Raw genomic sequence first — 26,516 nt, 5'->3', positions numbered from 1 at the left:
TGCGCCCCGCGGACCCGTCCGGGTGGTGCTGGCTTCCGCCGCTGACGGACTGGCCGTCACGGCGCGGTCGGAACCTCGATCTCGCCGTCGATGATCTGCTGCTTGTACTCGTCCAGGTCACCGGTGATGTCGTCGATGAACCCACCGCTGGTCGAGTAGCCCACGCCGTCGACCGCCAGGTCGTAGCGCGTGACGCCCGCCGGGGCCTCGCCCGTGTCGACGACCTCCTTGATGTAGTTGTAGACCGCGACGTTCACGTTCTTGAGCATCGAGGTCAAGATGACGTCCTGGACCGACGGGTCGGCGGTGTTGTACTGGTCGGAGTCGACACCGATCGCCCACCCGTCAGCGGCGGCGGCGGCCTCGAAGACACCACCACCGGAACCACCGGCAGCGTGGTAGACGACGTCCGCGCCGTTGTCGAACATGCCCTCGGCGGCCGTCTTGCCCTTGGCCGGGTCGGCGAAGCCGGAGAAGTCCGGGATCTGGGTCAGGTAGGTCGACTGGACCTCGATGTCCGGGTTCACGGCCTGCGCGCCCGCGATGTAGCCGGCCTCGAACTTCTGGATGAGCGGGGTCTCGACGCCGCCGACGAAGCCGATGTTGTCGGTCTCGGTCTTGAGCGCGGCCGCGGCACCGACGAGGAAGGAGCCCTGCTCCTCGGCGAAGACCAGGCTGGCGACGTTCGGGACGTCGGCGAGGCTCTCGTCGTCGATGATGGCGAAGTGGACGTCCGGGTACTCCTCGGCGACCTTGCCGACCGACGCGGCGTAGGCGAAGCCCACGGCGATGATCGGGTCGTAGCCGGCGTCGGCGAAGGTGCGCAGGCGCTCCTCGCGAGCGGACTCGGCCTCGCCGTCCTCGGCCTCGCCCTCCTCGGACTCGATGCCGAACTCGTCGACCGCCTGGTCGAGGCCGGCGGCGGCGGAGTCGTTGAACGACTGGTCGCCGCGACCGCCCACGTCGTACGCCATGCCGACCTTGATGTCGGACTGGGGGGCCTCGGACGTCGGATCAGAGCCGCTCTCGGGCTCGTCGCTGTCGCTACCGCAGGCGCCGAGGGCCAGGATGCCGGCCGTCAGCAGGGCTGCGAACTTGGTAGTGCGTCGCAAGACGCCTCCTTCGGGTTCTGTGGACGCCCGTGAGGGCGCGAAACAGGGAAACCCTAGGGCCTGGGAACCACCACGGAAGCCTGTTGGCGAAGTTGTTATCGAGTCGATGCGCGATTGCCGGACGATCTCGCTCAGGTGGCGCTCATCGAAGCCACCGCGGCCTGCGCGAGGACCTTCGCGCCGATGCCGACGGCGCGGTCGTCCACGCGCAGGTTCCCCTGGTGGAGGTCGTACGTCGGGCCGCCGGGTGTCCGGGTCCCGAGCCGCCCCATCGCGCCCGGCACCCGGTCCAGGTACCAGCCGAAGTCCTCGCCGCCGAGGCTCTGCTGGGTCGAGACGAGGCCGCCGCTGCCGAGGACCCGCTCGACGGCCTGTCCGAGCAGCACGATGGACCCGGCGTCGTTCACGACGGGCGGTACGCCGCGCTGGTAGTCGACCTGGGCGTGCACGCCGTACGGCGCGACGATCTGCTCGACCAGCACCGGAACCAGCTTCTCGGCCTCGGACCACGCGATCGCGTCGAGCATCCGCACCGTGCCGCCGAGCCGGCCGGTCGCCGGGATGACGTTCAGTGCCGAGCCGGCCCGGACGACGCCCCAGACCACGCTGACGCCGGCGCGGGGGTCCAGGCGACGAGACAGGATCGCGGGGAGCTCGGTGACGACCTTCCCGAGCGCGTAGGTGAGGTCCTCGGTCAGGTGCGGACGCGAGGTGTGGCCGCCCGAGCCGCTCAGGGTCACCTCGAGGTGGTCGGCGGCGCCGGTCATGGGGCCCTCCCGCAGCCCTACCTGTCCGACGTCGAGGCTCGGGTCGCAGTGCAGCCCGAACAGCCGGTGGACCTCGTCGAGGACGCCGTGCTCGATCAGCGAGAGGGCTCCGCCCGGCATCACCTCCTCCGCCGGCTGGAAGAGCACGCGGACCCGTCCCCGGAGCAGGCCCTGCTCGTGCACCCGGCCCAGCGCCACCGCGGCACCCACGAGCGCCGAGGTGTGGACGTCGTGGCCGCAGGCGTGGGTGACCCCCTCGACGGTGCTCGACCAGGGGTCCTCGGTCAGGTCGGGCACCGGGAGCGCGTCGAGGTCGGCGCGCAGCGCGACGACCGGACCGCTCTGGCCGATCTCGGCGACCAGTCCGGTGCGCGGCAGCTCGGTGACCCGCCAGCCCGCCCGGCGGACCCGAGCCGCCACCAGCGCGGTGGTCCGCAGCTCCCGCCAGGAAAGCTCGGGATGGGCGTGCAGGTCGCGGCGGAGCTCGACGAGCTCCGCCTCGTGCTCGTCCACCGCCGCGTCGACCAGCGCTTCAGCCGCCAGATCCGAGGGTTCGGACGGTGTCGAGGAGGTGGAGCCCATGACGACGAGGTTAGTTCACCTCGTGCGGGGCCGGCGATCAGCCTCGTCCGGTCGAGGACGGCAGCGAGCGCGCCGTGACGAGCACCGACCACCTCTGCTCGGCGGCGCAGCGTCGATGGTCGGTTTCGCCCGCCGATCAGCCGGCGTCGTACGCAGCGATGATACGGTCCGCGGCCACCGTGGCCGGGAGCTCACCGGACAGCACACCGGACCGGACCTCCTCGCGGATCGCCTTCACGGCCGCGGAGTGCCGCAGCCGCTGGTCGAGCTCGTCGCGCACCAGCGCCCAGGTGAAGTCCAGCTGCTGCTCGGCGCGCTTGCGCGCCAGGCCGTCGGCGCCGAGGTGGTTGCGGTGCTCGAGCACCCGGTCCCACACGTCGTCGACGCCGGTGTCCTCGAGGCCGGAGCAGGTCACCACCGGCGGCGCCCACTCCTCGCGGCCGCGGACCAGCCGGAGCGCGCCGGCCAGGTCACGGGCCGCGACCCGGGCCTCCTGCTCCCGGTCGCCGTCGGCCTTGTTCACCGCGATCACGTCGGCGATCTCGAGGATGCCCTTCTTGATGCCCTGGAGCTGGTCGCCGGTGCGGGCGAGGGTGAGGAAGAGGAAGGTGTCGACCATCCCGGCGACCGTCACCTCGGACTGGCCGACGCCGACGGTCTCGACGAGCACGACGTCGTACGCCGCCGCCTCGAGCACCGCCATCGCCTGCACCGTCGCGCGGGCGACTCCCCCGAGCGTGCCGGCGCTCGGCGAGGGCCGGATGAACGCCCGCGGGTCGGTCGACAGCCGTGCCATCCGGGTCTTGTCGCCGAGCACGGACCCGCCGGTGCGGACGCTCGACGGGTCGACGGCCAGTACGCCGACCCGGTGGCCGGTCGCGGTCAGCCGGGAGCCGAGCGCCTCGATGAACGTGGACTTGCCGACCCCCGGCACGCCCGAGATGCCGACCCGCACCGCGTCCGCGCCGTTGTCGAGCTCGGTCAGCAGCTCGCGCGCCTGGGCGCGATGCTTCGCGCTGGTGGACTCGACGAGCGTGATCGCCTGCGAGACGGCCGCCCGCTTCCCCGCGCGGATGCCCTCGACGAGGGCGTCGACGTCGGCCATCAGGCTCCGTGACCGAGCTGTTCCCGCAGCCGGGCGAGCAGGTCGAGCGCGGACTCGGCGATGACCGTGCCGGGCAGGAACACCGCCGCGGCACCCATCTCCCGGAGCGTGGGCACGTCGTCGGGCGGGATGACGCCGCCGATCACGACCATGATGTCCGGGCGCCCCTGGTCGGCCAGCGCCTGCTTCAGCGCCGGCAGCAGCGTGAGGTGGCCGGCCGCCAGCGAGGAGACGCCGACGATGTGCACGTCCGCGTCGACGGCCTGCTGGGCGACCTCCTCGGGCGTCGAGAACAGCGGCCCCACATCGACGTCGAAGCCCATGTCGGCGAACGCGCTCACCACGACCTTCTGGCCGCGGTCGTGGCCGTCCTGGCCCATCTTGGCCACGAGGATGCGGGGCCGGCGGCCCTCCGCGTCCTCGAACTCCGAGGTCGCGTCGAGCACCTGCTGCACGAGCGTGCTGCCGGCCTCGTCCGACGTCTCCCTGAACACGCCGCTGATCGTACGGATGACCGCCTGGTGGCGCCCGTACACCTTCTCGAGGGCCTCGGAGATCTCGCCCACGGTGGCCTTGGCGCGGGCGGCGTCGACGGCGAGCTCCAGCAGGTTCCCTCCCCTGGAGTCGGCAGAGCGGTCGCCGGCGGCGTTCGTGAGCGCCTCGAGGGTACGCCGGACGTCCTCGTCGTCCCGCTCGGCGCGGAGCCGCTCGAGCTTGGCGACCTGCTGGCGGTAGACGTCGTCGTTGTCGACCTTGAGCACCTCGAGCTTGTCCTCGGCGGCGAGCCGGAACGTGTTGACGCCGATGACCTTCTGGGCACCGGAGTCGATCCGGGCCTGGGTGCGGGCGGCGGCCTCCTCGATGCGCATCTTCGGGATGCCCTGCTCGATGGCGGCGGCCATGCCGCCGGCCGCCTCGGCCTCGAGGATGTGCGCCCACGCGCGCTCGGCGAGGTCGTGGGTGAGCCGCTCGACGTAGTAGGACCCGGCCCACGGGTCGATGGTCCCCGTGGTCCCGCTCTCCTGCTGGAGCAGCAGCTGGGTGTTGCGTGCGATCCGGGCCGAGAAGTCGGTCGGCAGCGCGATCGCCTCGTCGAGCGCGTTGGTGTGCAGCGACTGGGTGTGGCCCTGCGTGGAGGCCATCGCCTCGATGCAGGTGCGCTGGACGTTGTTGAAGACGTCCTGCGCGGTGAGGGACCAGCCGGAGGTCTGGGAGTGGGTCCGCAGCGACAGCGACTTGGGGTTCTGGGGGTCGAACTGGCGTACCAGCCGCGCCCAGAGCGCGCGGGCGGCGCGCATCTTGGCGATCTCCATGAAGAAGTTCATGCCGATGGCCCAGAAGAACGACAGCCGCGGCGCGAACTGGTCGATGGTCAGGCCCGCGTCGAGGCCGGCGCGGATGTACTCGACGCCGTCGGCCAGCGTGTAGGCCAGCTCCAGGTCGGCCGTCGCCCCGGCCTCCTGGATGTGGTAGCCGGAGATCGAGATCGAGTTGAAGCGCGGCATCCGCTGGGAGGTGAACTGGAAGATGTCGCTGATGATCCGCATGCTCGGGGCCGGCGGGTAGATGTAGGTGTTGCGGACCATGAACTCCTTGAGGATGTCGTTCTGGATGGTCCCCGCGAGCTGCTCCGGCTTCACCCCCTGCTCCTCGGCCGCCGCGATGTAGAGCGCGAGCACGGGCAGGACGGCGCCGTTCATCGTCATCGACACCGACATCTGGTCGAGCGGGATGCCGTCGAAGAGCGTGCGCGCGTCGTAGATCGAGTCGATCGCCACGCCGGCCATGCCCACGTCGCCGCGCACGCGCGGGTGGTCGGAGTCGTAGCCGCGGTGGGTGGCGAGGTCGAAGGCGACGCTCAGGCCCTTCTGGCCGGCCGCGAGGTTGCGGCGGTAGAAGGCGTTGGACTCCTCGGCGGTGGAGAAGCCGGCGTACTGCCGGATCGTCCACGGCTGGGTGGTGTACATCGTCGGGTAGGGCCCGCGCAGGAACGGGCTCAGCCCCGGCAGGGTGTCGAGCGCGTCGAGGCCGGCGAGGTCCTCGGGACCATACATCGGCTTGATCTCGATGCCCTCGGGCGAGACCCAGGGCTCGCCACTGAAGCTCTGCGGGACGGTCATGCCAGCTTGCTCCTCGTCCGGGTCAGGAAGTCCAGGGCGTCCACGCCCATCGCGCAGGAGTCGTCGGCCCAGTCGCGCGGCTTGCCGGCGACGATGACCCACTCGGCGCCGTTGGCGCGCAGCTCGGCGGCCACCTCGGCGCCCTCCTCGTCGTACGCGGCGTCGGTGCCGGCCACGCACACGACCCGGCCGGGCTCGGTGGTGACCGCGATGCCGCCGGCCGCGAGCAGGTTCGTCGCGAACGTCGCCCGCGCGGTGTGCTGGGCGACCGTGCCGAGCGTGGCCAGGTGGACCGGGGCCGCGACGGGCTCGTCGCGCAGCGCCTCGAAGCTCGCGCCGTAGCGGCGGACCGGGTCCGGCTCGCCGGTGCGGTCGGGGAGCACCTCGCCGAGGTTCGGGAACTCGGTCAGGCCCGTGATCGGGCGCTGGCGCGTGGCGATCTCACGCTCGCGCCGCTCGACGACCCGGGCGATCTCCTCGTCCAGGCTCGCCCCGTCGTCGAGGCGGCCGAGGACCGCCCAGGCGGCGCCCGCCAGGTCGTCGGTCAGCTTCTCGACGGCGTACGCCCCGCCCGCCGGGTCGGCGACGTGGGCGACGTGGGACTCGTCGATGAGCAGGTGGCTGGTGTTGCGCGCGATGCGGCGGCCGAACGCGTCGGGCCGGCCGAGCGGGGTGTCGAACGGCAGCACGGTGACGCTGTCCGCTCCCCCGACGCCGGCGGCGAACGCGGCGACCGTGGTGCGGAGCATGTTCACCCACGGGTCGTACTTGCTCATCATCGGGCGGCTGGTCACGGCGTGCAGCCGCATCTCGCCCGTGCCGTTGCTCAGCTCGAGGACGCGGGCCCAGAGGCGGCGAGCGGCGCGGAGCTTGGCGATCGTCGGGAACTGCTCGTCGGTCGCGGCGTATCGGAACTCGACCAGCGCGGCCGCGTCGTCGACGGAGAGACCGTCCTCGGTGAGGCGGCGGAGGTACGCCGCGCCCTCGGCCATCGACCAGCCCAGCTCCTGCGCGTCGCTGGCGCCGCGGTCGTGGACGGCGGTCGCGTCGACGACGAACGCGCGGATGCCCCGCTCGCGCGCCTGCTGCGCGACCTCGCCGGTGGCGTCGGCGGCCGGGACGCCGAGGTTGGTGTCCGGATGGAGGTCGCGGCCCTGGTCCAGCTGGGACCGGGCGTACGCGAGGAAGGCCTGCGGGTCACCGCCGTCGAGCACGACGGGCGCGAGGTCGAGGAGCACGTCCTCCAGGACGGTCGCGTAGTCCGTGGCGCCGGCCAGCCAGAGGCTGGTGACGCCGCCGTCGAGGTCGACGAGCGCCTCCTCGTGAGCGAGCCGGGCGTCGCGACCGTCGACACGGGAGCGGATGTCCCAGTCGCCCTGCCGGGTCGGGCGGCCGCTGGTCTCCAGTCCGTCGAGCAGCGCGGCCGTGCCGAGCGGGGTGACGGCGATGCCGTCGAGGGTGGTGCGGGTCAGCTTGTCCCAGACCTTCGCGTCGGGGTCCTCGTCGGTGAGCCGACGGCCCTTGCGCAGCACGGCGGCCGCCTCGCGCTCCCAGTCGGCGACGGTCCACCGGTCCTCCGGCGACGCCAGGTCGAGCGAGCCCTGGTCGGGTTCGAGCTCCCGGGGCTCGTCCAGGCCGCCCTCGACCGTGCCCTGATCAGTCATGGTGCGAACGATAGGAGGGTGTCCCACCAGCGGCTACGCAGTGTGATGTTTTCAACCGTGCCGGGTGCGCGTGATTCCGGAGCCCGCGCTCCCGTCCGTCGCTGATTCATCACGGTAGGTAGGTGAGTCTGCACTTCCCGTGCCATACCCACCGCGGGCAGTGCCGGTTCGCCTGCCTACCGTGATGAAACCGCAACCTCCGGCGGCCCCCCACCGACAACCGTCCCGACCGCGCGGACGTCGTACGGACAGGGTGCAACGTCGGAGGGAGCTCGGGCCCATGAGATATCTGAAGGCAGTCCTCACGCTGCTGCTGGTCACCGCGGTGGTCGCAGCGGGAGCGGGGCTGGCGGCGTACGCCGCCTCGCGGGTCCTGGTCGGGCTGATGGAGTGAGCCACCCGCACCAGCTAGACCTCGGTCCGCCCGTCGTTGTCCCGGTTGCGGAGGCCGATCTTGGTGCCGAGCCACACCAACGGGTCGTACTTCCGGTCGACCACGCGCTCCTTCATCGGGATGATCGCGTTGTCGGTGATCTTGATGCCCTCCGGGCAGACCTCGGTGCAGCACTTGGTGATGTTGCACATCCCCAGCCCGGCCGCGCCCTGGGCCAGGGCCCGGCGGTCGTGGGTGTCGAGCGGGTGCATGTCGAGCTCGGCGTACCGGATGAAGAAGCGCGGGCCGGCGAAGGCGGGCTTGTTCTCCTCGTGGTCACGGACGACGTGGCAGGTGTTCTGGCACAGGAAGCACTCGATGCACTTGCGGAACTCCTGCCCGCGCTCGACGTCGATCTGCGCCATCCGGCGCTTGCCGTCGGCGTCGCGCGGCGGGAGCTCGGCGTACGGGATCTCCTTGGCCTTCTCGTAGTTGTAGGAGACGTCGGTGACCAGGTCGCGGATGACCGGGAAGGTCCGCATCGGGGTGACCGTGATCGTCTCGGTCTCCTCGAAGTCCGCGAGCCGGGTCATGCACATCAGCCGCGGCCGGCCGTTGATCTCCGCCGAGCAGGAGCCGCACTTGCCGGCCTTGCAGTTCCACCGGATCGCCAGGTCGCCGGACTGGGTGGCCTGGAGCCGGTGCAGCGCGTCGAGGACGACCTCGCCCTCGGACACCTCGACGGTGTAGTCCCGCAGCTCGCCGCCGTCGACGTCGCCCCGCCAGACGCGCATCTTCAGGTCGTAGCCCATGTCACTTCTCCTCGAAGTACTTCGTGAGCTCGTCCGGCATCACCGGCAACGGCTTCTCGGTCAGGTCGACACCGGTCCCGCTGGCGTTGAGCGTGACGACGAGGTTCTTCTTGCCCCACACCTCGTGGTCGGTCTTCGGGTAGTCGTCGCGGGTGTGGCCGCCGCGCGACTCCTGCCGCGCCAGCGCCGCCTTCGCGATCGCCTCCGAGACGATCAGCATGTTGCGCAGGTCGATGGCGAGGTGCCAGCCGGGGTTGTACTGCCGGTGGCCCTCCACGACCATCGTCCGCGCCCGCTCCTTGAACTCCTCGATCTCGACGAGCGACCGCTCGAGCTCGGCCCCGGTGCGGATGATGCCGACCAGGTCGTTCATCGACTGCTGGAGGTCCTGCTGGATCGTGTACGGGTTCTCGCCGCCTCCCCCGGATCCGGCAGAGACCTCGAACGGCGCCAGCGCGCTGTCCTTGGCCGCCTGCACGTCCTCCTCGCGGACCGCCGGGCGGGCACCCAGCCCCGCGACGTACGCCGACGCCGCCTCGCCCGCTCGCTTGCCGAAGACCAGCAGGTCGCCGAGCGAGTTGCCGCCGAGCCGGTTGGAGCCGTGCATGCCGCCGGAGCACTCGCCCACGGCGTACAGGCCGGTGACCGCGCTCTCCTGGGTGTCGGCGTCGACCTCGACCCCGCCCATCACGTAGTGGCAGGTGGGGCCGATCTCCATCGGCTCCTGGGTGATGTCGACGTCGGCCAGCTCCTTGAACTGGTGGTACATCGACGGGAGCCGCTTGCGGATGAACTCCGGCGACCGGCGCGAGGCGATGTCGAGGAAGATGCCGCCGTGCGGTGACCCGCGGCCGGCCTTGATCTCGGCGTTGATCGCGCGCGCGACCTCGTCACGCGGGAGCAGCTCCGGTGGCCGCCGGTTGTTCTTCTTGTCGTCATACCAGCGGTCGGCCTCCTCCTCGGTGTCGGCCGTCTCCGCCTTGAAGAACTCCGGGATGTAGTCGAACATGAACCGCTTGCCCTCGGAGTTGCGCAGGATGCCGCCGTCGCCGCGGACCGACTCCGTGACCAGCAGCCCCTTCACCGACGGCGGCCACACCATGCCGGTCGGGTGGAACTGCACGAACTCCATGTTGATCAGGGCCGCGCCCGCGCGCAGCGCCAGCGCGTGGCCGTCACCGGTGTACTCCCACGAGTTCGACGTCACCTTGAACGACTTGCCGATGCCGCCGGTCGCCAGGATGACCGTCGGTGCGTCGAAGGTGATGAACCGGCCGGACTCCCGCCAGTAGCCGAACGCCCCGGCGATCCGGCTCTGCCCGTCCTCCCGGCGGTCCTTCAGCAGCTCGGTGATCGTGCACTCCATGAACACGTCGATGCCGAGCTGCACCGTGCGCTGCTGGAGCGTGCGGATCATCTCCAGGCCGGTGCGGTCGCCGACGTGGGCGAGCCGGGCGTACTTGTGGCCGCCGAAGTCGCGCTGGGAGATCAGCCCGTCGTCGGTGCGGTCGAACAGCGCGCCCCAGTCCTCGAGCTCCTGCACCCGCTCGGGCGCCTCCTGGGCGTGCAGCTGGGCCATCCGCCAGTTGTTGAGCATCTTCCCGCCACGCATGGTGTCGCGGAAGTGCACCTCCCAGTTGTCCTCGGGCCAGCGGTTGCCCATGGCCGCCGCGATGCCGCCCTCGGCCATCACGGTGTGCGCCTTGCCGAGCAGCGACTTGCAGACGACCGCGGTGCGGGCGCCCGCCTCGTGCGCGGCGATCGCGGCCCGCAGGCCCGCCCCGCCGGCGCCGACCACGACGACGTCGTACTCGTGGCGCTCCATGCCGCCCTCCGCGGAGCCGGACATCTCGTTGCCCGTCAAGGGGTGGCGGGTGCTCTCGGTGGTCATCAGAAGAACCTCGGGTCGTCGAAGGCGCCGGTGGCGAGCAGGTAGACGTAGAGGTCCACGAGCGCGACGGAGAACAGGGAGTACCACGCGTACTTGCCGTGGCTGGCGTTCAGCTTCGACACCCAGGTCCAGAGCTTGTAGCGCACCGGATGCTTCGAGAAGTGCCGGAGCCGGCCACCGGTGATGTGGCGGCACGAGTGGCACGAGAGCGTGTAGAGCCAGATGAAGACGATGTTGACGATCATCAGGACCGTGCCGAGCCCCATGTGGCCCCACTCGTGGTCCTCGTTGCGGAAGGCGAGCACGGTGTCGAAGGTCAGGACGCACGCGACGAGCACGGCGGCGTACCAGAACCAGCGGTGGACGTTCTGGAGGATGAGCGGGAAGCGCGTCTCGCCGGAGTACCTGCCGTGCGGCTCCGCGACGGCACAGGCCGGCGGCGAGAGCCAGAAGGCCCGGTAGTACGCCTTGCGGTAGTAGTAGCAGGTCATCCGGAAGCCCAGCGGGAAGATCAGGATGATCAGGGCCGCCGAGAGCGGGAAGCCCGCGAAGGGCTGGCCGAAGTCCGATGCCCCCTCGACGCAGTCACCCAGGCACGGCGAGTAGAAGGGCGAGAGGTACGGCGAGGCGTAGTAGTTCGCGCCGGAGAACGCCCGCCACGTGGCGTAGACCATGAACGCGGAGAAGACCACGAACGTCACCGCCGGGTAGAGCCACCACGTGTCGGTGCGCAGCGTCTTCACCCCGATCCGCGCCCGGGTGGGCCCGTTGACACCACTCGATCCTGCTGCCGTCTCTCGAGCGTCGGTCGACGCCATCGCCACCTCCGGTGGGTCGGGTGCTAGGTGAGTCTGCACACTTCCGGCCCGATGTGAAAGGGGCCACACCGCATTCCGAGAACCGGTTCCAACCCGTCGGTAACCGGACGAAGGTCACACCCGGGCGTGGGCCGAGCACCACGGGGCGAGAGGTAGCGTGGCTCCTTGTGGCAACGACGACCTTGGTGACGGGTGCGCGGGCCTCGCGCTCGACGATCACCCTCAAGCTCCTGATGGCCGCGAGCGGCATCCTCTTCATCCTGTACGTGCTCGCGCACATGTACGGCAACCTCAAGGCCTTCTCCGGCCACGACGCCTACAACGAGTACGCCCACCACCTGCGGACGCTGGGCGAGCCGATGCTCCCCCACGAGGGCTTCCTCTGGATCATGCGTGCGGCGCTGATCGTCGCCCTCGTCGTCCACGTGTACGCCGCCGTCGCGCTCTGGCGCCGGGCGAAGACCGCGCGCAGCCAGAAGTACGTGGTGAAGAAGAACCACGCGTCCTCGCTCTCCTCGCGCACGATGCGCTGGGGCGGGCTGACGATCCTGCTCTTCCTCGTCTGGCACCTCCTCAACTTCACGGTCGGCAAGGTCAACGTCGCCGGCGGCGAGACCAACGACCCGTACAACCTCCTGGTCGACACCTTCGACACCTGGTGGATGACGCTCATCTACCTGCTGGCGATGCTCGCGCTCGGCATGCACCTGCACCACGGCACCTGGAGCGCCGCGCAGACGCTGGGCCTGACGAACAACGCCCGCGCCCGCCGCAACGCCAAGTCCCTCGGCTGGATCCTCGCCGTGGTGATCGCGGGCGGCTTCTCCCTCGTCCCGATCTTCGTCCTCGCCGGCGTCATCACCAAGTAAGGGCTCCCAGATGACCGACATGCCTGACACCACCCTCACCGGTGACCCCTCGCACGACGCCCCCGGCCACGACCACGGCGACGACGCCGCCGGCTACTACACGCCGGGCGAGCCGATCGCCGACGCCAAGGCACCGGGCGGCCCGATCGACGAGCGCTGGCAGACCCGCAAGTTCGAGGCCCGCCTGGTCAACCCGGCCAACCGCCGCAAGCTCGACATCATCATCGTCGGCACCGGCCTGGCCGGCGGCTCCGCGGCCGCCACGCTCGGCGAGGCCGGCTACAACGTGAAGTCCTTCTGCTACCAGGACTCCCCGCGCCGGGCGCACTCGATCGCCGCTCAGGGCGGCATCAACGCCGCGAAGAACTACAAGGAGGACGGCGACTCCGTCCACCGCCTCTTCTACGACACCGTCAAGGGCGGCGACTACCGCTCGCGCGAGTCGAACGTCTACCGCCTGGCCGAGGTCAGCACGAACATCATCGACCAGTGCGTCGCCCAGGGCGTCCCGTTCGCCCGCGAGTACGGCGGCCTGCTCGACAACCGCTCCTTCGGCGGCGTGCAGGTGTCCCGCACGTTCTACGCCCGCGGCCAGACCGGCCAGCAGCTGCTCATCGGCGCCTACCAGGCCATGGAGCGCCAGGTCGCGGCCGGCACCGTCACGCAGTACACCCGCCACGAGATGCTCGAGCTGATCGTGGTCGACGGCAAGGCGCGCGGCATCATCGCCCGCGACCTAGTCACCGGCGAGATCGAGACCCACCTCGCCGACGTGGTCGTGCTCGCGACCGGCGGCTACGGCAACGTCTTCTTCCTCTCCACCAACGCGATGGGCTCCAACGTCACCGCGTCGTGGCGCGCGCACCGCAAGGGCGCCTACATGGCGAACCCCTGCTACACGCAGATCCACCCCACCTGCATCCCGGTGACCGGCTCGCACCAGTCGAAGCTGACGCTGATGTCGGAGTCGCTGCGCAACGACGGCCGGATCTGGGTGCCGAAGAAGAAGGCCGACTGCGAGAAGGACCCGCGGGACATCCCGGAGGAGGACCGCGACTACTACCTGGAGCGGATCTACCCGTCGTTCGGCAACCTGGTCCCGCGCGACATCGCCTCGCGCGCCGCGAAGAACGTGTGCGACGAGGGCCGCGGCGTCGGCCCGGAGGTCGACGGCGTCCGTCGTGGCGTCTACCTCGACTTCAGCGCCGCGATCGAGCGCCTGGGCCGCGACGGCATCGAGGAGAAGTACGACAACCTCTTCGACATGTACGCCCGGATCACCGGCGAGAACCCGTACGAGACCCCGATGCGGATCTACCCGGCGGTCCACTACGTCATGGGCGGGCTGTGGGTCGACTACGACCTCCAGTCCACCATCGAGGGCCTGTTCGTGACCGGCGAGGCGAACTTCTCCGACCACGGCGCCAACCGCCTCGGTGCGTCGGCGCTGATGCAGGGGCTGGCCGACGGCTACTTCGTCCTGCCGCACACCATCCGCGACTACCTCGCGGACGGCCCGTTCGAGAAGATCGACGAGAGCCACCCGGCCGTCCTCGAGGCCAAGCAGGCCGTCGAGGACCGCGTCGCGCACTTCCTGAGCACCAACGGCACCCGCAGCGTCGACTCCTACCACCGCGAGCTCGGCAACATCATGTGGGAGTACTGCGGCATGGAGCGGACCGAGGACGGCCTGAAGAAGGCGATCGACCTCATCCGGACCCTCAAGGACGACTTCTGGCGCAACGTCAAGGTCCTCGGCACCCACGAGGGCCTCAACCAGTCCCTGGAGAAGGCCGGCCGCGTCGCCGACTTCTTCGAGCTCGGCGAGCTGATGTGCATCGACGCGCTCAACCGGCGCGAGTCCTGCGGCGGCCACTTCCGCGCGGAGTCGCAGACCGAGGACGGCGAGGCGCTGCGCCACGACGACCAGTTCGCGTACGTCGCCGCGTGGGAGTTCGCCGGGGACGGCGAGCTGCCGGTCCTGCACAAGGAAGACCTGGTCTACACGGCCATCGAGATGAAGCAGCGGAGCTACAAGTGAAGGTCACCCTCAAGATCTGGCGGCAGCCGGACGCGCAGGCCAAGGGCGCGATGCACACCTACCAGCTCGACGGGGTCTCGGAGGACATGTCCTTCCTCGAGATGCTCGACGTGCTCAACGAGGACCTCCTCGCCAAGGGCGAGGACCCGGTCGCCTTCGACTCCGACTGCCGCGAGGGCATCTGCGGCATGTGCGGCCTGATGATCAACGGCCAGGCGCACGGCCCGGAGGTCACCACGACCTGCCAGCTCCACATGCGCTCGTTCAAGGACGGCGACGAGATCGTCATCGAGCCGTGGCGCGCCGACGCGTTCCCGGTCCTGAAGGACCTGGTCGTCGACCGCGGCGCCTTCGACCGGATCATCCAGGCCGGCGGCTACATCTCGGTCAACACCGGCTCGGCCCCCGAGGCCCACTCGGTCCCGGTTCCCCGCGAGGACGCGATCCGGTCCTTCAACGCCGCGACGTGCATCGGCTGCGGCGCCTGCGTGGCCGCCTGTCCGAACGGCTCAGCCTCGCTCTTCATGGGCGCCAAGGTCACCGCCCTCGGCGAGCTCCCGCAGGGCCAGCCCGAGCGCGACTCCCGCGTGGTCGGCATGGTCGCCCAGCACGACGCCGAGGGCTTCGGCGGCTGCACGAACATCGGCGAGTGCACCGCGGCCTGCCCGAAGGAGATCCCGCTCGACGTGATCTCGCGCCTCAACTGGGACCTCCACCAGGCCCTCCGCCACGGCCACTGAGCCAGCGTCAACGCCGAGTCGGCGCTGTTTCAGCCTGTACCAGGCTGAAACAGCGCCGACTCGGCGTTTCAGGCGGGCAGCACCCAGACGTCGTCCTCGCCGAACGTGGGGCAGCGCGCGCCCGGCACCACCTGCACGTCGAAGATCTCCTCCACGCCGTTCTCGAACTGGAGGGTCGCGACGGTGGTGCCGGTGCGCAGGTCGACCACACCGACCCCGCACAGCAGCTGGTCGTGGTACGCCGCGATGGGGGCTCCCCCGAAGACGTTGGTCTCGCGGATCCGCGAGAGGCCCACGAACGCGAGCCCCCGGTGGAAGGCCAGGCCGCGCGCGTAGCCCGGGAACGTCGCGACCACGTGGCGCTCCCCCGTCGCGAGGTCGACGTGCTCGAGTCGGCCGTAGCCCGAGTTCAGGACGAACAGCCGCCCGTCGTGCCAGCGCGGTGAGTGCGGCATGGCCAGGCCGGTCGTGACCGGCTCCCCCGAGGCGACGTCGAGCACGGTGCCGGTGTCGTTGCGGTCGGCGCGCCACCCGCCCGGCTCGTCGGTCAGCGCGAACATGCTGGCGAAGGCCGGCCGGCCATCGCGCAAGGCCAGCCCGTTGAGGTGGCACCGATCCTCCGGGGCCAGGGCGGAGACGAACGGCGGCCGCCACCGGGGCACGAAGCTGTGGCGCTCGTCGAGCTGCGCGAGGCAGGAGAAGGCGGTGTTGACCACCCAGAGCCCGTCCTCGCCCCAGGCGAGCTCGTGGCACGAGATCTCGCCGGTGACGACCGAGGAGCGCGGCAGCCAGCACCGGTCGTACCGGCCCGTCGGAGCCATCGCGGGGGCGATGTCGGAGTGGTCGCGCAGCGTCCAGACCTGGGACTTGCCGCCGACCGCGAGGCGGTCGGCGGCGACGGCGACGCCCATGGCCCGGTCGAAGCGCCGGAACGAGAAGGTCAGCTGCCCGTCGGCCACGCCGACCGCGGCGAGCTGGCCGGCCTGGTAGGTCGAGACCAGCAGCGCGCACCCCGCCCGCTCGAGCAGCTCGGGGAACGACGCGCTGTGGTGGAAGCGGACCTCGGTCGCCGAGCCGGCGTCGGCGCTCACCTCAGCCGGAAGGTGAAGCGGTGCACCGTGGTGCTCGCCTGGCCGCTGCACGGTGTGTAGGTGAACTGCGCTCGGACCTTGAGCACGCCCGTGCGGCGAAGCTCCCGCATCCCGGCCCGCGTGGGCTCGAGCACGAACGTGACCCGGCCCGCCTCGACGATGTCGACCGTCTGGCCCTTCAGCCGCGAGCCGCCGACCGGACGGACCTTCAGCTCACCGGGCGCGTCGGCCCGACCCCGGACGCGCATCGTGCCGTTCTTGGTGTTGGGCCGCGTGCCGTCGACGTCGTAGCCGAAGTGGACGTTGAGGTCCTTGACCAGCGACGTGCCGGCCGCGGTGCCGTCCGAGGTCCACAGCTCGCGCCCGTGACCCTCGTCGTCGGCGCTGAAGAAGAGCCTCCCTCCGGAGGCCGCGAGCGACATCGGGCCGGTGTAGTAGCCGGACTCGTCGTCGATGTCCTTCACGAGGACCGTGCCGGCGGCCGTGCCGTCGGAGGTCCACAGCTCCTTGCCGGTCTCACCGTCGCGCGCCGCGAAGAACAGCGTGTCCTCGACGGCGGTGAGGTACGTCGGCTCGCTGCCGTAGTCGTCCGGACGGATGTCCTCGACCATCACGGTGCCCGCGGGCGTCCCGTCGGACACCCACAGCTCCTTGCCGTGCTCGACGTCGTCCAGCGCGAAGAACAGCCGGTCGCCGACCGCTGTCAGCGAGCTGGGCCCACCGTAGTAGTCGGGGGTGGCTGCGACGTCGGTGACCATGACGGTGCCCGCCTCCGTGCCGTCTGTCCGCCACAGCTCGCGGCCGTGGGTGCCGTCGTCGGCGGCGAAGAACACCGAGCCGCCCGCCGCGACGGCGCCGCCGTAGGGCACGCCGAAGCGCTTGCCGGGGTTGACGTCCTTGACCAGCGTCGTGCCGGCCTCGGTGCCGTCGGAGACCCAGAGCTCGCGGCCGTGCCGGCCGTCGCGCGCCGCGAAGAACAACCGGTCACCGGCCGCGCTGAGGGAGGAGGCGCGGCTGTCGTAGCCGCCGCGGTAGACGTCCTTGACCAGGACCGTGCCGGCCGCGGTGCCGTCGGACTTCCACAGCTCCTGGCCGTGCTCGCCGTCGTCCGCAGTGAAGAACAACGTGTCCCCCACCGTGGTGAGTCCGTCGGGGCCGCTGTAGTAGCCGCCCTCGTCGCTGATGTCGGCCACCATCGTCGTCCCGGCGGCGGTGCCGTCGGACTTCCACAGCTCCCGGCCGTGTCTCCCGTCGTCCGCGGTGAAGAAGAGCGTCTCCCCCACGGCCGCAAGGTCCTGGGGTCCGCCGCCGTAGCCGTATCCGTCGTAGCCCTCGTAGCCGTCGTCCTTGCCGATGTCCTTGACCATGGCGGTGCCGGCGCTGGTCCCGTCGGACTTCCACAGCTCGCGACCGTGCTTGCCGTCGTCGAGCACGAAGAAGACGGTGTCGCCCACCGCGGTCAGCGAGCGCGGGCCGCCGTAGTAGTCGTTGTCCGACACGACGTCGGTCACGAGCACGGTCCCGGCGGTGGTGCCGTCGGACTTCCACAGCTCGCGGCCGTGCACGCCGTCGTCGGCGGTGAAGAAGTAGGTGCCCCCGGCGGTGACCCCGCCGGTCGGGTTGCTCGGCGGGGTCTCGAGGTCGCACGCGGCCGGCGTAGCCGCGCCGGCGGGTGCACCGGCTGCCCCGAGTGCGGTCAGCCCCGCGACCGCGATCGCTGCCGCGCTCGCCACGGACGCGGTCCGCTGCGCGCGCGCCCGGCGACGCAGCGCCTTCGCGCGTGCCGCCCGCAGCCGCGCGACCTTCTCCTGTGCAGTACGACGCCGACGACTCATGTCCGTGCCTTCCCCGTGTCCCGAGACCTCTCTCGGATGCTATGGCCTGTAGACGCGCGAGAGGCGGGATTGGTTGCGCCGGTCTCAGCCGCGCCTGGTCAGCCGCTTCACGAGCGCCATCGCCCCGAGCGTGCTGAGCGCCCCGGCGAGGTACGCCGGCGCCCAGGCCGGCCCGTCCGGCTCGGTCGGGCGCCGCCAGACCGGCGGCGACGGCGGACCCTGCACCGGGGCCTCCCCCGGCTCGGGGCGGGCCGCCCGGGCGGCCAGCGAGGTGTGTGCGAAGGCCGCGGCGTAGAGGACGACCCGGGAGAAGTAGTTGATCCAGACCAGCACGATCAGCGCGATCCCGAAGGCCTGGAAGGCCGGGTTGCCCTGGGTGACCCGGAACAGCAGCCCGGAGGCCTGCTTGAGGACCTCGAACGCGACGCCGCCGAGGGCCGCCCCGGTCCACAGCGAGCCGCGCGGCGTGTGGGGGTGGGCGAGCAGCTCGAACATCGCGAAGAACAGCAGCATGTTGGCGAGGAACCCGAGCGCGATGCTCAGCGCGGTCACCAGCCAGGCGGTGCCCTCGTCGAGCCCGAGCCAGCCGAGCAGGTCGCCGGAGAAGCCGCCGACGACGCCGGCCACGCCGACCGCGACGAAGAGCACCACGCCGATGACGACGAGCGTGACCAGGTCGCGGAGCTTGCCGTAGACGAAGTTGGGCTGCTCGAAGGCGGGCATCTCGAAGACGACCACGAGCGCATCGCGCATCGCCGAGAGCCAGCCCAGGCCGGAGTAGAGCAGCAGCACGGCACCCACGATCCCGAGGGTCGCCGCGGCCTGCTCGATCTGATCGATGCGGATCTGGCCCTCGTCGGGCCCGACCAGGCCCGGCATCACCGCGTTGAGGACCTCCCGGAGGGAGCCCCGCGCGTCGGCGTACACCCGGGAGACCCAGCCGACGACGAAGAAGGCGAGGGCGAGGATCGGGAAGAACGACAGGAACGCGAAGTAGGTCACCGCACCGGCCTGCTGGCCGGCCTTCACCGCGCCGTAGTGCTCCTGCATCCGCACGAGGTGGTCGAGCAGCGGTCGGCGACGGCGTACCTCGTCGACCCATCCCCGGACCCGCTCGACGAGTGCCGGCATCAGTCGGCCGTCGCCGCCTGGAGCGGGAAGTCGCGCGTGGGCCGCCAGCCGGTCTCGTCCTCGTGGACGTAGAGGTGGAAGCCGTCGACGTCGAACTCGCACTCGAAGTCGGCGAGCTCCGCGAAGGCCCGGTCGAGCTGCTCGTCGCCGAGGTGGTGCGCGATGGTGACGTGCGGGTGGTACGGGTACTGGAGGTCCACGTCGAGCGGGCCCCGACGCAGCGACTTCGCCAGCTGCTCGCACTGGGAGATGCCCTCGACCAGGGTCACGAAGACCACCGGCGAGACCGGCCGGAAGGTGCCCGTCCCGCGCAGGTGGACGCAGAAGTGCTCGACCTCGGCCGCCGCCTCCTCGAGGTGCTTCTCGACCTCGGCCAGGTGGACGGCGTCGATCTCGGTCGGCGGCACGAGCGTGATGTGCGTGGGGATCATCGCCGCAGTGGTGTCCCCGACCGAGGTGCGGTAGTCCTGGAGCTCGGTCGCCCAGGGCTCCGGGATCGCGACGGCTACGCCAATGGTGGGCACGCGACGACCTTACTGACCCGCGGCCACGAAGCCGACCCGCTGGTAGACGTCGCGGAGGGTCCCCCGGGCGACCTCGCCGGCCTGCTCGGCGCCGGCCTTCAGCACGCCGAGGAGGTAGGACTGGTCCTCGAGGAGCTCGAGGGTGCGCTCGCGGAACGGCGTCACGAACTCGACCACGACCTCCGCGAGGTCCTTCTTGAGGTCGCCGTAGCCCCGGCCCGCGTACTCGGCCTCGAGGTCGCTGATCGCGCGACCGGTGAGCGCGGAGTAGATCGTGAGCAGGTTGCTCACGCCCGGCTTCGCCTCGGCGTCGAAGCGGATCTCGGAGCCGGAGTCGGTGACCGCGGACCGGATCTTCTTCGCCGAGACCGACGGGTCGTCGAGCATCTCCACGATGCCGGACGGCGACGACGCGGACTTCGACATCTTGGCGGTCGGGTCCTGGAGGTCGGTGATCTTCGCGGTCGCCTTGAGGATGTACGGCTCGGGCAGGCGGAAGGTCTTCTTGTAGCGGCTGTTGAAGCGCTGGGCGAGGTCGCGGGTCAGCTCGAGGTGCTGGCGCTGGTCCTCGCCGACCGGGACATAGTGCGGGCGGTAGAGCAGGATGTCGGCCGCCTGGAGGATCGGGTAGGTGAACAGGCCGACGCTGGCCGCGCCCTCGCCGCCCTTCGCGGACTTGTCCTTGAACTGGGTCATCCGGCGGGCCTCGCCGAAGCCGGTGAGGCACTGGAGCACCCAGCCGAGCTGGGCGTGCTCGGGCACCTGGCTCTGGACGAAGATGGCCGACCGCGCCGGGTCCACGCCCGCCGCGAGCAGCTGGGCGGCGGCGCGCAGCGTGCGCTCGCGGAGCACCTTCGGGTCCTGCTCGACGGTGATCGCGTGCAGGTCGGCGATGAAGAAGAACGGCTGGTAGTCCTCCTGGAGATCCACCCACTGCCGCAGCGCGCCGAGGTAGTTGCCGAAGTGGAACGAGTCGGCGGTCGGCTGGATCCCGGAGAGCACCCGCGGGCGGGCCGTCCCGGCGCCCTGCTGGGCGGTCGAGACCTCGGGTGCGGTCGTGGTGGACATGCGGGTCATTGTGGCTCATCGAGGTGCTGTTTCGGGTACCCGGGTCGCGGCCCCTAGGGTCTCGGTGTGCTGGCTCCCACACTCACCGACGGCGTCGTCACGCTGCGTGCGCACCGCCCCGCCGACGTGCCCGCCGTGCTCGAGCAGTCGCAGGATCCCGAGTCCCAGCGCTGGACGGTCGTCCCGGTCCCGTACGCGCTCTCCGACGCCGAGCAGTACGTCGGCGAGCTGGTGCCGCGCGGCTGGGCCGACGGCACGAGCTGGAGCTTCGCCCTCGAGGCCGAGGGCCGGTTCGCCGGGTCGGTCGACCTCCGCCCCCAGGGCGCCGACCGGGCCGACCTCGGCTTCGGGTCGCACCCGTGGGCCCGCGGGACCGGATACGTCGAGCGCGGCGTTCGCCTGCTGCTGGAGTGGGGCTTCGCCGACCGGGGCCTGCGCACGGTCTCCTGGCGAGCCCACGTCGGCAACTGGGCGTCCCGGCGGCTCGCGTGGAAGCTCGGCTTCACCATCGAGGGCACGATCCGGCAGTGGTCGCCGCAGCGCGGCGAGCTCCACGACGTGTGGGTCGGCACGCTGCTGCGCGACGACCCCCGCGAGCCGCGCACGACGTGGCTGGAGAACCCGGTCGTCGAGGGCGGGGGCGTGCGGCTGCGGCCGTTCACCGCGGCCGACCTGCCCCGGATCGTCGAGGGCCTCGGCGACGCGGAGACGCAGCACTGGCTCTCGTTCCTGCCGCGCGACCCCGACGAGGCCGCCGGCCGGCGCTACCTCGAGCAGGTCACCGAGCGGCTCGCGGCGGGGTCGACGCTCACCTGGGCGTGGTGCACCGCCGACGACGACCGGCTGCTCGGCGTGGTCGGGATCTACCGGATCGACGGCGACCCCGAGGTCGGCTACTGGACCCACCCCGAGGCGCGCGGCCGCGGGCTCACGGTCCGGGCCGCGGCGCTGGCCACCGGCCACGCGTTCGGGACGCTCGGCGTGGACCGGCTCGCGGGCTACGCGGCGGCCGGCAACCTCGCGTCCTGGAAGGTGCTGGAGCGGCTCGGCATGCAGCGGGTCGGCGTACTGCGCCGGGCGGCGCGCACCGGCGACGGCGCCCCGGCCGACCTCGTCGGCTACGACCTGCTGCGCGCGGAGTGGGCCGACCAGAGCAGCACGCCGATGCCGGCCACCGACAGCAGCGCACCGACGAGGGCGGGCGACCGGTAGCCGTAGCGCGCCGCGATGACGACGCCGCCGAGCCACGCGCCGAGGGCGTTGGCGACGTTGAGCGAGGCGTGGTTCATCGCCGCGCCGAGCGTCTGGGCCTCGCCCGACACCGTCATCAGGCGGAGCTGGAGGTTCACGACCAGCACCGACCCGGTCGCGGTGACCAGGAAGACCACCGGCAGCAGCACCCAGCCGTAGGGCGCGACCGCCCAGAAGAGCACCAGGACCAGGCCGGACGCGATGCCGGAGAGGATCAACGTCCGGAAGACCGACCACTCCGCGAGCCGGCCGGCCAGCCAGGTGCCGGCCACCATGCCGACGCCGAAGGCGGCGGTGAACAGCGGGACCGCGGACTCGCTCAGCCCGCCGACGTCGGTGACGGTCGGCGCGATGTAGGAGTAGACCGCGAACAGGCCGCCGAAGCCGACGGCACCGGCGAGCAGCGTGAGCATCGCCTGTCCGTTGCGGAAGAACAGCAGCTCCTTGCGGCCGGTCGCCTCCGGGTTGCCGGGGCAGCTCGGCACGAACGCGAGGATCATCGCGGCCGCGGCGACCGCGATCACGCCGGCGGCGAGGTACGCCGCACGCCAGCCGACCTGCTGGCCGAGCCAGGTCGCGGCCGGGACGCCGACCACGTTGGCCACCGAGAGGCCGAGCATCACGCTGGCGACGGCCCGGCCCTTGCGGCCCTCCGGCGCCAGGCTGGCGGCCACGAGGCTGGCGACGCCGAAGTAGGCGCCGTGCGGGAGGCCGTCGAGGAAGCGGGCCACGAACAGCACGCCGTAGCCCGACGCCAGCGCGCTGAGGACGTTGAAGACGCCGTACGCCACCATCAGCCAGATCAGCAGGGCCCGCCGGGGCAGCTTCGCGCCGAAGACCGCGATCACCGGAGCCCCGACGACCACGCCGAGGGCGTAGGCGGAGATGACGTGCCCCGCCTGCGGGATCGTGACGCCGACGCCCTCCGCGATCTGCGGCAGCAGCCCCATCGTCACGAACTCGGTCGTGCCGATCGCGAACCCGCCGAGCGCCAGCGCGAGCACGGCCAGCGTGAAGTGGCTGGCCCTGGTCGACGGCGCGGTCGGGCTGGGGGCGGTGATCGTCATGGAGCTCTTCCGGTGGCGGTCGACGGAGGACACCAGTCTCCAACTTGACCGGTCCAGCACCTATTCCGCGACGCCTCCCCCCGGCGCGCCGGGGCCGGTCGGGCGCCGCCGCGTCGGGGTAGCCTGCAGACCCGCGCTGAAGGAGTTCGCGATGGAGTGGGTGCTGCTCGCGCTGGCGGTCGCCGGCGGTTCCGGGTGGGTCGGTCGACGCTGGCGGAGCCGGCGCGCCGACGCAGCCGAGTCGCGGGCCGAGCTCGAGGGCGTGCGCCGGCTGGCCGAGGAGGACGTGACGGTCCTGGGTGAGCAGCTGCGCCGGCTCGACGCCGAGGTCGCCGGGCGGCCGCTCGACGACGCGGCCCGCGTGGACTACCAGACGGCTCTCGACGCCTACGAGTCCGCCGGCCGAGCGGCGCCGCGCATCGCCGCCCCGGACGAGGTCAGCAAGGTCGTCGACACCCTGGCGATCGGCCGGTACGCGCTGGCGTGCGTGCAGGCCCGGGTCCAGGGACGGCCCGTGCCGGAGCGACGGGTGCCATGCTTCTTCAACCCGCAGCACGGCCCGTCGGTCACGGACGTGATGTGGACGCCGGGTCGCGGAGGCGGGACCCGCCGGGTGCCCGCCTGCGCCCAGGACGCCGCGCGCGTGGCCGCGCACGAGGACCCCGAGGTCCGCACGGTCACGATCCGGTCGCGGCGGGTGCCGTACTGGGAGGCCGGCGGCGCCTACCAGCCCTACGGCGAGGGGTACTTCGCGAGCGCCGCCGTCATGACGTGGGCGTTCCAGCCGCCGGCGGTGCCCGACTCCTGGTCCGGGCCGGACGGCGGGCACGGCGGCGGCTTCGACGTCGGCGGCTTCGACGTCGGCGGCTTCGACGTCGGCGGCTTCGACGGCGGGGGCGGCGACGGGTCGTGACCTGCCCGGGTCACTCCAGGACGGTGACGTCGGACTGCACCGCGAAGACCTCGCCGGTGTCGGGGACGCACGGCTCGGACGAGAAGGTGCCGGCCGGGATCGAGCCGCCGCCGACCCGGACCCGGTCGCCGTCCCGGGCGACCTCGTCGTCGTCGCCGTCGAAGAGCCGGAGCCGGTTGTGGTCGAGCGTGGCGTGGTAGCCCGCCGGCCAGACGGGGACGACGTCACCCCGGTCGGTGTCGAGGTAGACGCACCGGTCCTCGTCGAGGGCGAGCACGCCCTCGAGAGCCGCACCGTCGCCGGCGTCGCCCGCCCAGCCGGAGACCGGGAGCCGGACCGTGGTCCCGCTCCCCGACTCCTCCCCGGCCGAGACGAGCGACACGATGCCGAAGCCCGCGGCCGCGACCAGGACGGGCACGAGGATCGCGAGGACGTAGCCCCGCTTGCTCAGCGCGTCCGGCCGCGACCAGCGGTCGAACTCCGGTCCCTGCTCGGTCGCAGGCTCGCGATGGCCTCGTTCAGCGTGGCCGACGGGCGCATGACCTGCGACGCCTTCTGCTCGTCGGGGCGGTAGTAGCCGCCGATGTCCACGGGCGAGCCCTGGACGGCGATGAGCTCGGCGACGATCTTGTCCTCGTTCGCGGCCAGGGCGTCGGCGAGCGGCTTGAACGCCGCCGCGAGCTCGGCGTCCTCGGACTGGTTCGCCATCTCCTGGGCCCAGTAGAGCGCCAGGTAGAAGTGCGAGCCACGGTTGTCGATGCCGCCGACGCGACGGGTGGGGGACTTGTCCTCGTTGAGGAAGGTCTCCGTGGCCCGGTCCAGCGCACCGGCGAGCACCGTGGCCGCCGGGTCGTCCGCCTGCTCGGCGTACAGCTCGAGCGACGGCACGAGCGCGAAGAACTCGCCCAGGCTGTCCCAGCGCAGGTAGTTCTCCTTGACCAGCTGCTGCACGTGCTTCGGGGCGGAGCCGCCGGCGCCGGTCTCGAACAGGCCGCCGCCGTTCATCAGCGGGACGACCGACAGCATCTTGGCCGACGTGCCGAGCTCGAGGATCGGGAACAGGTCGGTGTTGTAGTCGCGCAGCACGTTGCCGGTGACCGAGATGGTGTCCTCGCCCCGGCGGATCCGCTCGAGGGAGTACGCCGTCGCCTCGGCCGGCGCGAGGATCTCGATGGTCAGGCCGTCGGTGTCGTGCTCGGCCAGGTACTCCTTCACCTTCGCGATGAGGTTCGCGTCGTGCGCGCGGGTCTCGTCGAGCCAGAACACCGCGGGGGCGCCGGTCGCGCGGGCGCGGGTGACGGCGAGCTTGACCCAGTCGCGGATCGGGGCGTCCTTGGTCTGGCAGGCGCGCCAGATGTCGCCCGGCTGGACCTCGTGCTCGATGAGCACGTCGCCGGCGCCGTTGACGACCTGGACGGTGCCCGCGGCCGGGATCTCGAAGGTCTTGTCGTGCGAGCCGTACTCCTCGGCCGCCTGGGCCATCAGGCCGACGTTGGGCACCGAGCCCATCGTCGCCGGGTCGAAGGCGCCGTTCGCGCGGCAGTCGTCGATGACGGTCTGGTAGACGCCGGCGTAGGAGGAGTCCGGGATGACCGCGAGGGTGTCGTCCTCGTTGCCGTCGGGGCCCCACATGTGGCCGCTGGTGCGGATCATCGCCGGCATCGAGGCGTCGATGATGACGTCGGAGGGCACGTGCAGGTTGGTGATGCCCCGGTCGGAGTCGACCATCGCCATCCGGGGGCCGTCGGCCAGGCCGGCGTCGACCGCGGCCTTGATCGCGTCGCCCTCGGGGAGCTCGGCGGCGGCGCTGAGCAGGCCACCGAGGCCGTCGTTCGGGGAGATGCCCGCGGCGCGCAGCTGGTCGCCGTACTGCTCGAAGAGCGTCGGGAAGAACGCCTGCACGACGTGGCCGAAGATGATCGGGTCAGAGACCTTCATCATCGTCGCCTTGAGGTGCACCGAGAACAGCACGTCCTCGGCCTTGGCGCGGGCCACCTGCTCGGTGAGGAAGCGGCGCAGCGCGGCGACGTCCATGAACGTGCCGTCGACGACCTCGCCGGCCAGCACCTTGACGCCGTCCTTGAGCACGGTCTCGGTGCCGTCGGCGCCGACGTGCTTGATCGTCAGGGTGTCGTCCGCCGGGATGACCACGGACTTCTCGTTGGAGCGGAAGTCGTGCTCACCCATCGTGGCGACGTTGGTCTTGGAGTCGGGCGTCCACTTCCCCATGCGGTGCGGGTGGGCCTTCGCGTAGTTCTTGACCGACGCGGGCGCGCGGCGGTCGGAGTTGCCCTCGCGCAGGACCGGGTTGACCGCGGAGCCCTTGACCTTGTCGTACTTGGCCCGGATCTCCTTCTCCTCGTCGGTCGAGGGGCTCTCCGGGTACGCCGGCAGGTCGAAGCCCTGCTCCTGGAGCTCCTTGATCGCGGCCTTGAGCTGCGGGACCGAGGCCGAGATGTTCGGGAGCTTGATGATGTTGGCCTCGGGGGTCTTGGCCAGCTCGCCGAGCTCACCCAACGCGTCGTCGGCGAGCCCGAAAGCGCTGAGGATGCGCGCCGCGACCGAGATGTCGCGGGTCTCCACCTCCACGCCCGCCTTCGCGGCGTACGCCTGGACGATCGGCAGGAACGAGTAGGTCGCCAGCAGCGGCGCCTCGTCGGTGTGGGTGTAGATGATCTTGGCCATGCTGCGCCACTCCTGAGGGGGCTCGGGGAAATACCTCGACGTCAAGATACCTGAGGC

Annotated in this window: 21 protein-coding genes; 5 read left to right on the top strand and 16 right to left on the bottom strand. The window is 71.4% G+C overall.

Annotated elements, in window-relative coordinates; genetic code table 11:
- Positions 1-56 precede the first annotated feature (56 nt).
- The 8 genes from ACYQ0U_RS00870 to ACYQ0U_RS00835 all read right to left on the bottom strand — a co-directional run bounded on the left by ACYQ0U_RS00870 (position 57) and on the right by ACYQ0U_RS00835 (position 11,244).
- Positions 57-1,112 carry a BMP family lipoprotein gene (locus ACYQ0U_RS00870; protein ID WP_459968404.1) on the bottom strand — a complete coding sequence of 352 codons (1,056 nt, stop codon included), beginning with the start codon at positions 1,110-1,112 and terminating at the stop codon, positions 57-59.
- Positions 1,113-1,243: 131 nt separating this feature from the next.
- Positions 1,244-2,461, bottom strand: a complete 1,218-nt coding sequence (locus ACYQ0U_RS00865) for an amidohydrolase (RefSeq protein ID WP_459968402.1) — start codon at positions 2,459-2,461, stop codon at positions 1,244-1,246.
- Between the two features lie 136 nt (positions 2,462-2,597).
- Positions 2,598-3,566, bottom strand: coding sequence for a methylmalonyl Co-A mutase-associated GTPase MeaB (meaB, locus tag ACYQ0U_RS00860; RefSeq protein ID WP_459968400.1), 969 nt, complete (start codon positions 3,564-3,566; stop codon positions 2,598-2,600).
- A complete protein-coding gene (gene scpA, locus ACYQ0U_RS00855; protein ID WP_459968398.1) occupies positions 3,566-5,686 on the bottom strand; it encodes a methylmalonyl-CoA mutase in 2,121 nt (706 codons plus the stop codon). Before scpA ends, meaB begins: the two co-directional genes overlap by 1 nt.
- Positions 5,683-7,350 carry a methylmalonyl-CoA mutase family protein gene (locus ACYQ0U_RS00850; protein ID WP_459968396.1) on the bottom strand — a complete coding sequence of 556 codons (1,668 nt, stop codon included), beginning with the start codon at positions 7,348-7,350 and terminating at the stop codon, positions 5,683-5,685. The genes scpA and ACYQ0U_RS00850 overlap by 4 nt, the downstream gene beginning before the upstream one ends.
- 408 nt (positions 7,351-7,758) lie before the next feature.
- Positions 7,759-8,535: a succinate dehydrogenase/fumarate reductase iron-sulfur subunit gene (locus ACYQ0U_RS00845; protein ID WP_459968394.1), complete on the bottom strand. Its 777-nt coding sequence runs from the start codon at positions 8,533-8,535 to the stop codon at positions 7,759-7,761.
- A gap of 1 nt (position 8,536) precedes the next feature.
- Positions 8,537-10,426 carry a fumarate reductase/succinate dehydrogenase flavoprotein subunit gene (locus ACYQ0U_RS00840; protein WP_459968392.1) on the bottom strand — a complete coding sequence of 630 codons (1,890 nt, stop codon included), beginning with the start codon at positions 10,424-10,426 and terminating at the stop codon, positions 8,537-8,539.
- Positions 10,426-11,244: a hypothetical protein gene (locus ACYQ0U_RS00835; RefSeq protein ID WP_459968390.1), complete on the bottom strand. Its 819-nt coding sequence runs from the start codon at positions 11,242-11,244 to the stop codon at positions 10,426-10,428. The genes ACYQ0U_RS00840 and ACYQ0U_RS00835 overlap by 1 nt, the downstream gene beginning before the upstream one ends.
- Before the next feature lie 167 nt (positions 11,245-11,411).
- Here ACYQ0U_RS00835 and ACYQ0U_RS00830 point away from each other — a divergent pair, with 167 nt between their 5' ends.
- Genes ACYQ0U_RS00830 through ACYQ0U_RS00820 form a run of 3 tightly spaced genes read left to right on the top strand, consistent with a single transcriptional unit; the run spans position 11,412 to position 14,894 of the window.
- Positions 11,412-12,113 carry a succinate dehydrogenase cytochrome b subunit gene (locus ACYQ0U_RS00830; RefSeq protein ID WP_459968388.1) on the top strand — a complete coding sequence of 234 codons (702 nt, stop codon included), beginning with the start codon at positions 11,412-11,414 and terminating at the stop codon, positions 12,111-12,113.
- A gap of 19 nt (positions 12,114-12,132) precedes the next feature.
- Positions 12,133-14,154, top strand: coding sequence for a fumarate reductase/succinate dehydrogenase flavoprotein subunit (locus ACYQ0U_RS00825; protein WP_459968843.1), 2,022 nt, complete (start codon positions 12,133-12,135; stop codon positions 14,152-14,154).
- Positions 14,151-14,894, top strand: a complete 744-nt coding sequence (locus tag ACYQ0U_RS00820; protein WP_459968386.1) for a succinate dehydrogenase/fumarate reductase iron-sulfur subunit — start codon at positions 14,151-14,153, stop codon at positions 14,892-14,894. The genes ACYQ0U_RS00825 and ACYQ0U_RS00820 overlap by 4 nt, the downstream gene beginning before the upstream one ends.
- A gap of 68 nt (positions 14,895-14,962) precedes the next feature.
- On the opposite strand, the gene ACYQ0U_RS00815 is transcribed toward ACYQ0U_RS00820, so the two are convergent.
- From ACYQ0U_RS00815 to trpS, 5 genes are all read right to left on the bottom strand, one after another.
- Positions 14,963-15,985, bottom strand: a complete 1,023-nt coding sequence (locus ACYQ0U_RS00815; protein WP_459968384.1) for a TIGR03032 family protein — start codon at positions 15,983-15,985, stop codon at positions 14,963-14,965.
- Positions 15,982-17,820: an ELWxxDGT repeat protein gene (locus ACYQ0U_RS00810; RefSeq protein WP_459968382.1), complete on the bottom strand. Its 1,839-nt coding sequence runs from the start codon at positions 17,818-17,820 to the stop codon at positions 15,982-15,984. The genes ACYQ0U_RS00815 and ACYQ0U_RS00810 overlap by 4 nt, the downstream gene beginning before the upstream one ends.
- 84 nt (positions 17,821-17,904) lie before the next feature.
- Entirely contained in the window at positions 17,905-18,951 is a 1,047-nt protein-coding gene (locus tag ACYQ0U_RS00805; protein ID WP_459968380.1) for a YihY/virulence factor BrkB family protein, read from the bottom strand.
- Positions 18,951-19,475, bottom strand: a complete 525-nt coding sequence (locus ACYQ0U_RS00800; RefSeq protein ID WP_459968378.1) for a 2'-5' RNA ligase family protein — start codon at positions 19,473-19,475, stop codon at positions 18,951-18,953. The genes ACYQ0U_RS00805 and ACYQ0U_RS00800 overlap by 1 nt, the downstream gene beginning before the upstream one ends.
- Positions 19,476-19,484: 9 nt before the next feature.
- Positions 19,485-20,543: a tryptophan--tRNA ligase gene (gene trpS / locus ACYQ0U_RS00795; protein WP_459968376.1), complete on the bottom strand. Its 1,059-nt coding sequence runs from the start codon at positions 20,541-20,543 to the stop codon at positions 19,485-19,487.
- A gap of 66 nt (positions 20,544-20,609) precedes the next feature.
- On the opposite strand from trpS, the gene ACYQ0U_RS00790 reads away from it, so the two are divergent.
- Positions 20,610-21,755: a GNAT family N-acetyltransferase gene (locus tag ACYQ0U_RS00790; protein ID WP_459968374.1), complete on the top strand. Its 1,146-nt coding sequence runs from the start codon at positions 20,610-20,612 to the stop codon at positions 21,753-21,755.
- Here the strand turns inward: ACYQ0U_RS00790 and ACYQ0U_RS00785 are convergent.
- Positions 21,662-22,861 (bottom strand): MFS transporter, encoded by a 1,200-nt coding sequence (locus ACYQ0U_RS00785; protein WP_459968371.1) that lies wholly within the window; start codon positions 22,859-22,861, stop codon positions 21,662-21,664. The genes ACYQ0U_RS00790 and ACYQ0U_RS00785 overlap by 94 nt on opposite strands.
- Before the next feature lie 151 nt (positions 22,862-23,012).
- Between ACYQ0U_RS00785 and ACYQ0U_RS00780 the strand changes: the two genes are divergently transcribed.
- Complete coding sequence (locus tag ACYQ0U_RS00780) at positions 23,013-23,774, top strand: hypothetical protein (protein ID WP_459968369.1); 762 nt, start codon at positions 23,013-23,015, stop codon at positions 23,772-23,774.
- A 10-nt stretch (positions 23,775-23,784) separates the two neighbouring features.
- Here ACYQ0U_RS00780 and ACYQ0U_RS00775 read toward each other — a convergent pair whose 3' ends face one another.
- Complete coding sequence (locus tag ACYQ0U_RS00775; RefSeq protein WP_459968367.1) at positions 23,785-24,192, bottom strand: hypothetical protein; 408 nt, start codon at positions 24,190-24,192, stop codon at positions 23,785-23,787.
- 29 nt (positions 24,193-24,221) lie between these two features.
- On the bottom strand, positions 24,222-26,459 hold the full coding sequence (locus ACYQ0U_RS00770) for an NADP-dependent isocitrate dehydrogenase (protein ID WP_459968365.1): 2,238 nt from the start codon (positions 26,457-26,459) through the stop codon (positions 24,222-24,224).
- Between the last annotated feature and the right edge of the window lie 57 nt (positions 26,460-26,516).

It is taken from the genome of Nocardioides pyridinolyticus, from assembly GCF_054653575.1.
The sequence above is the reverse complement of the archived record's forward strand: the minus strand, read 5'-3'. Positions and strand labels throughout refer to the sequence as shown.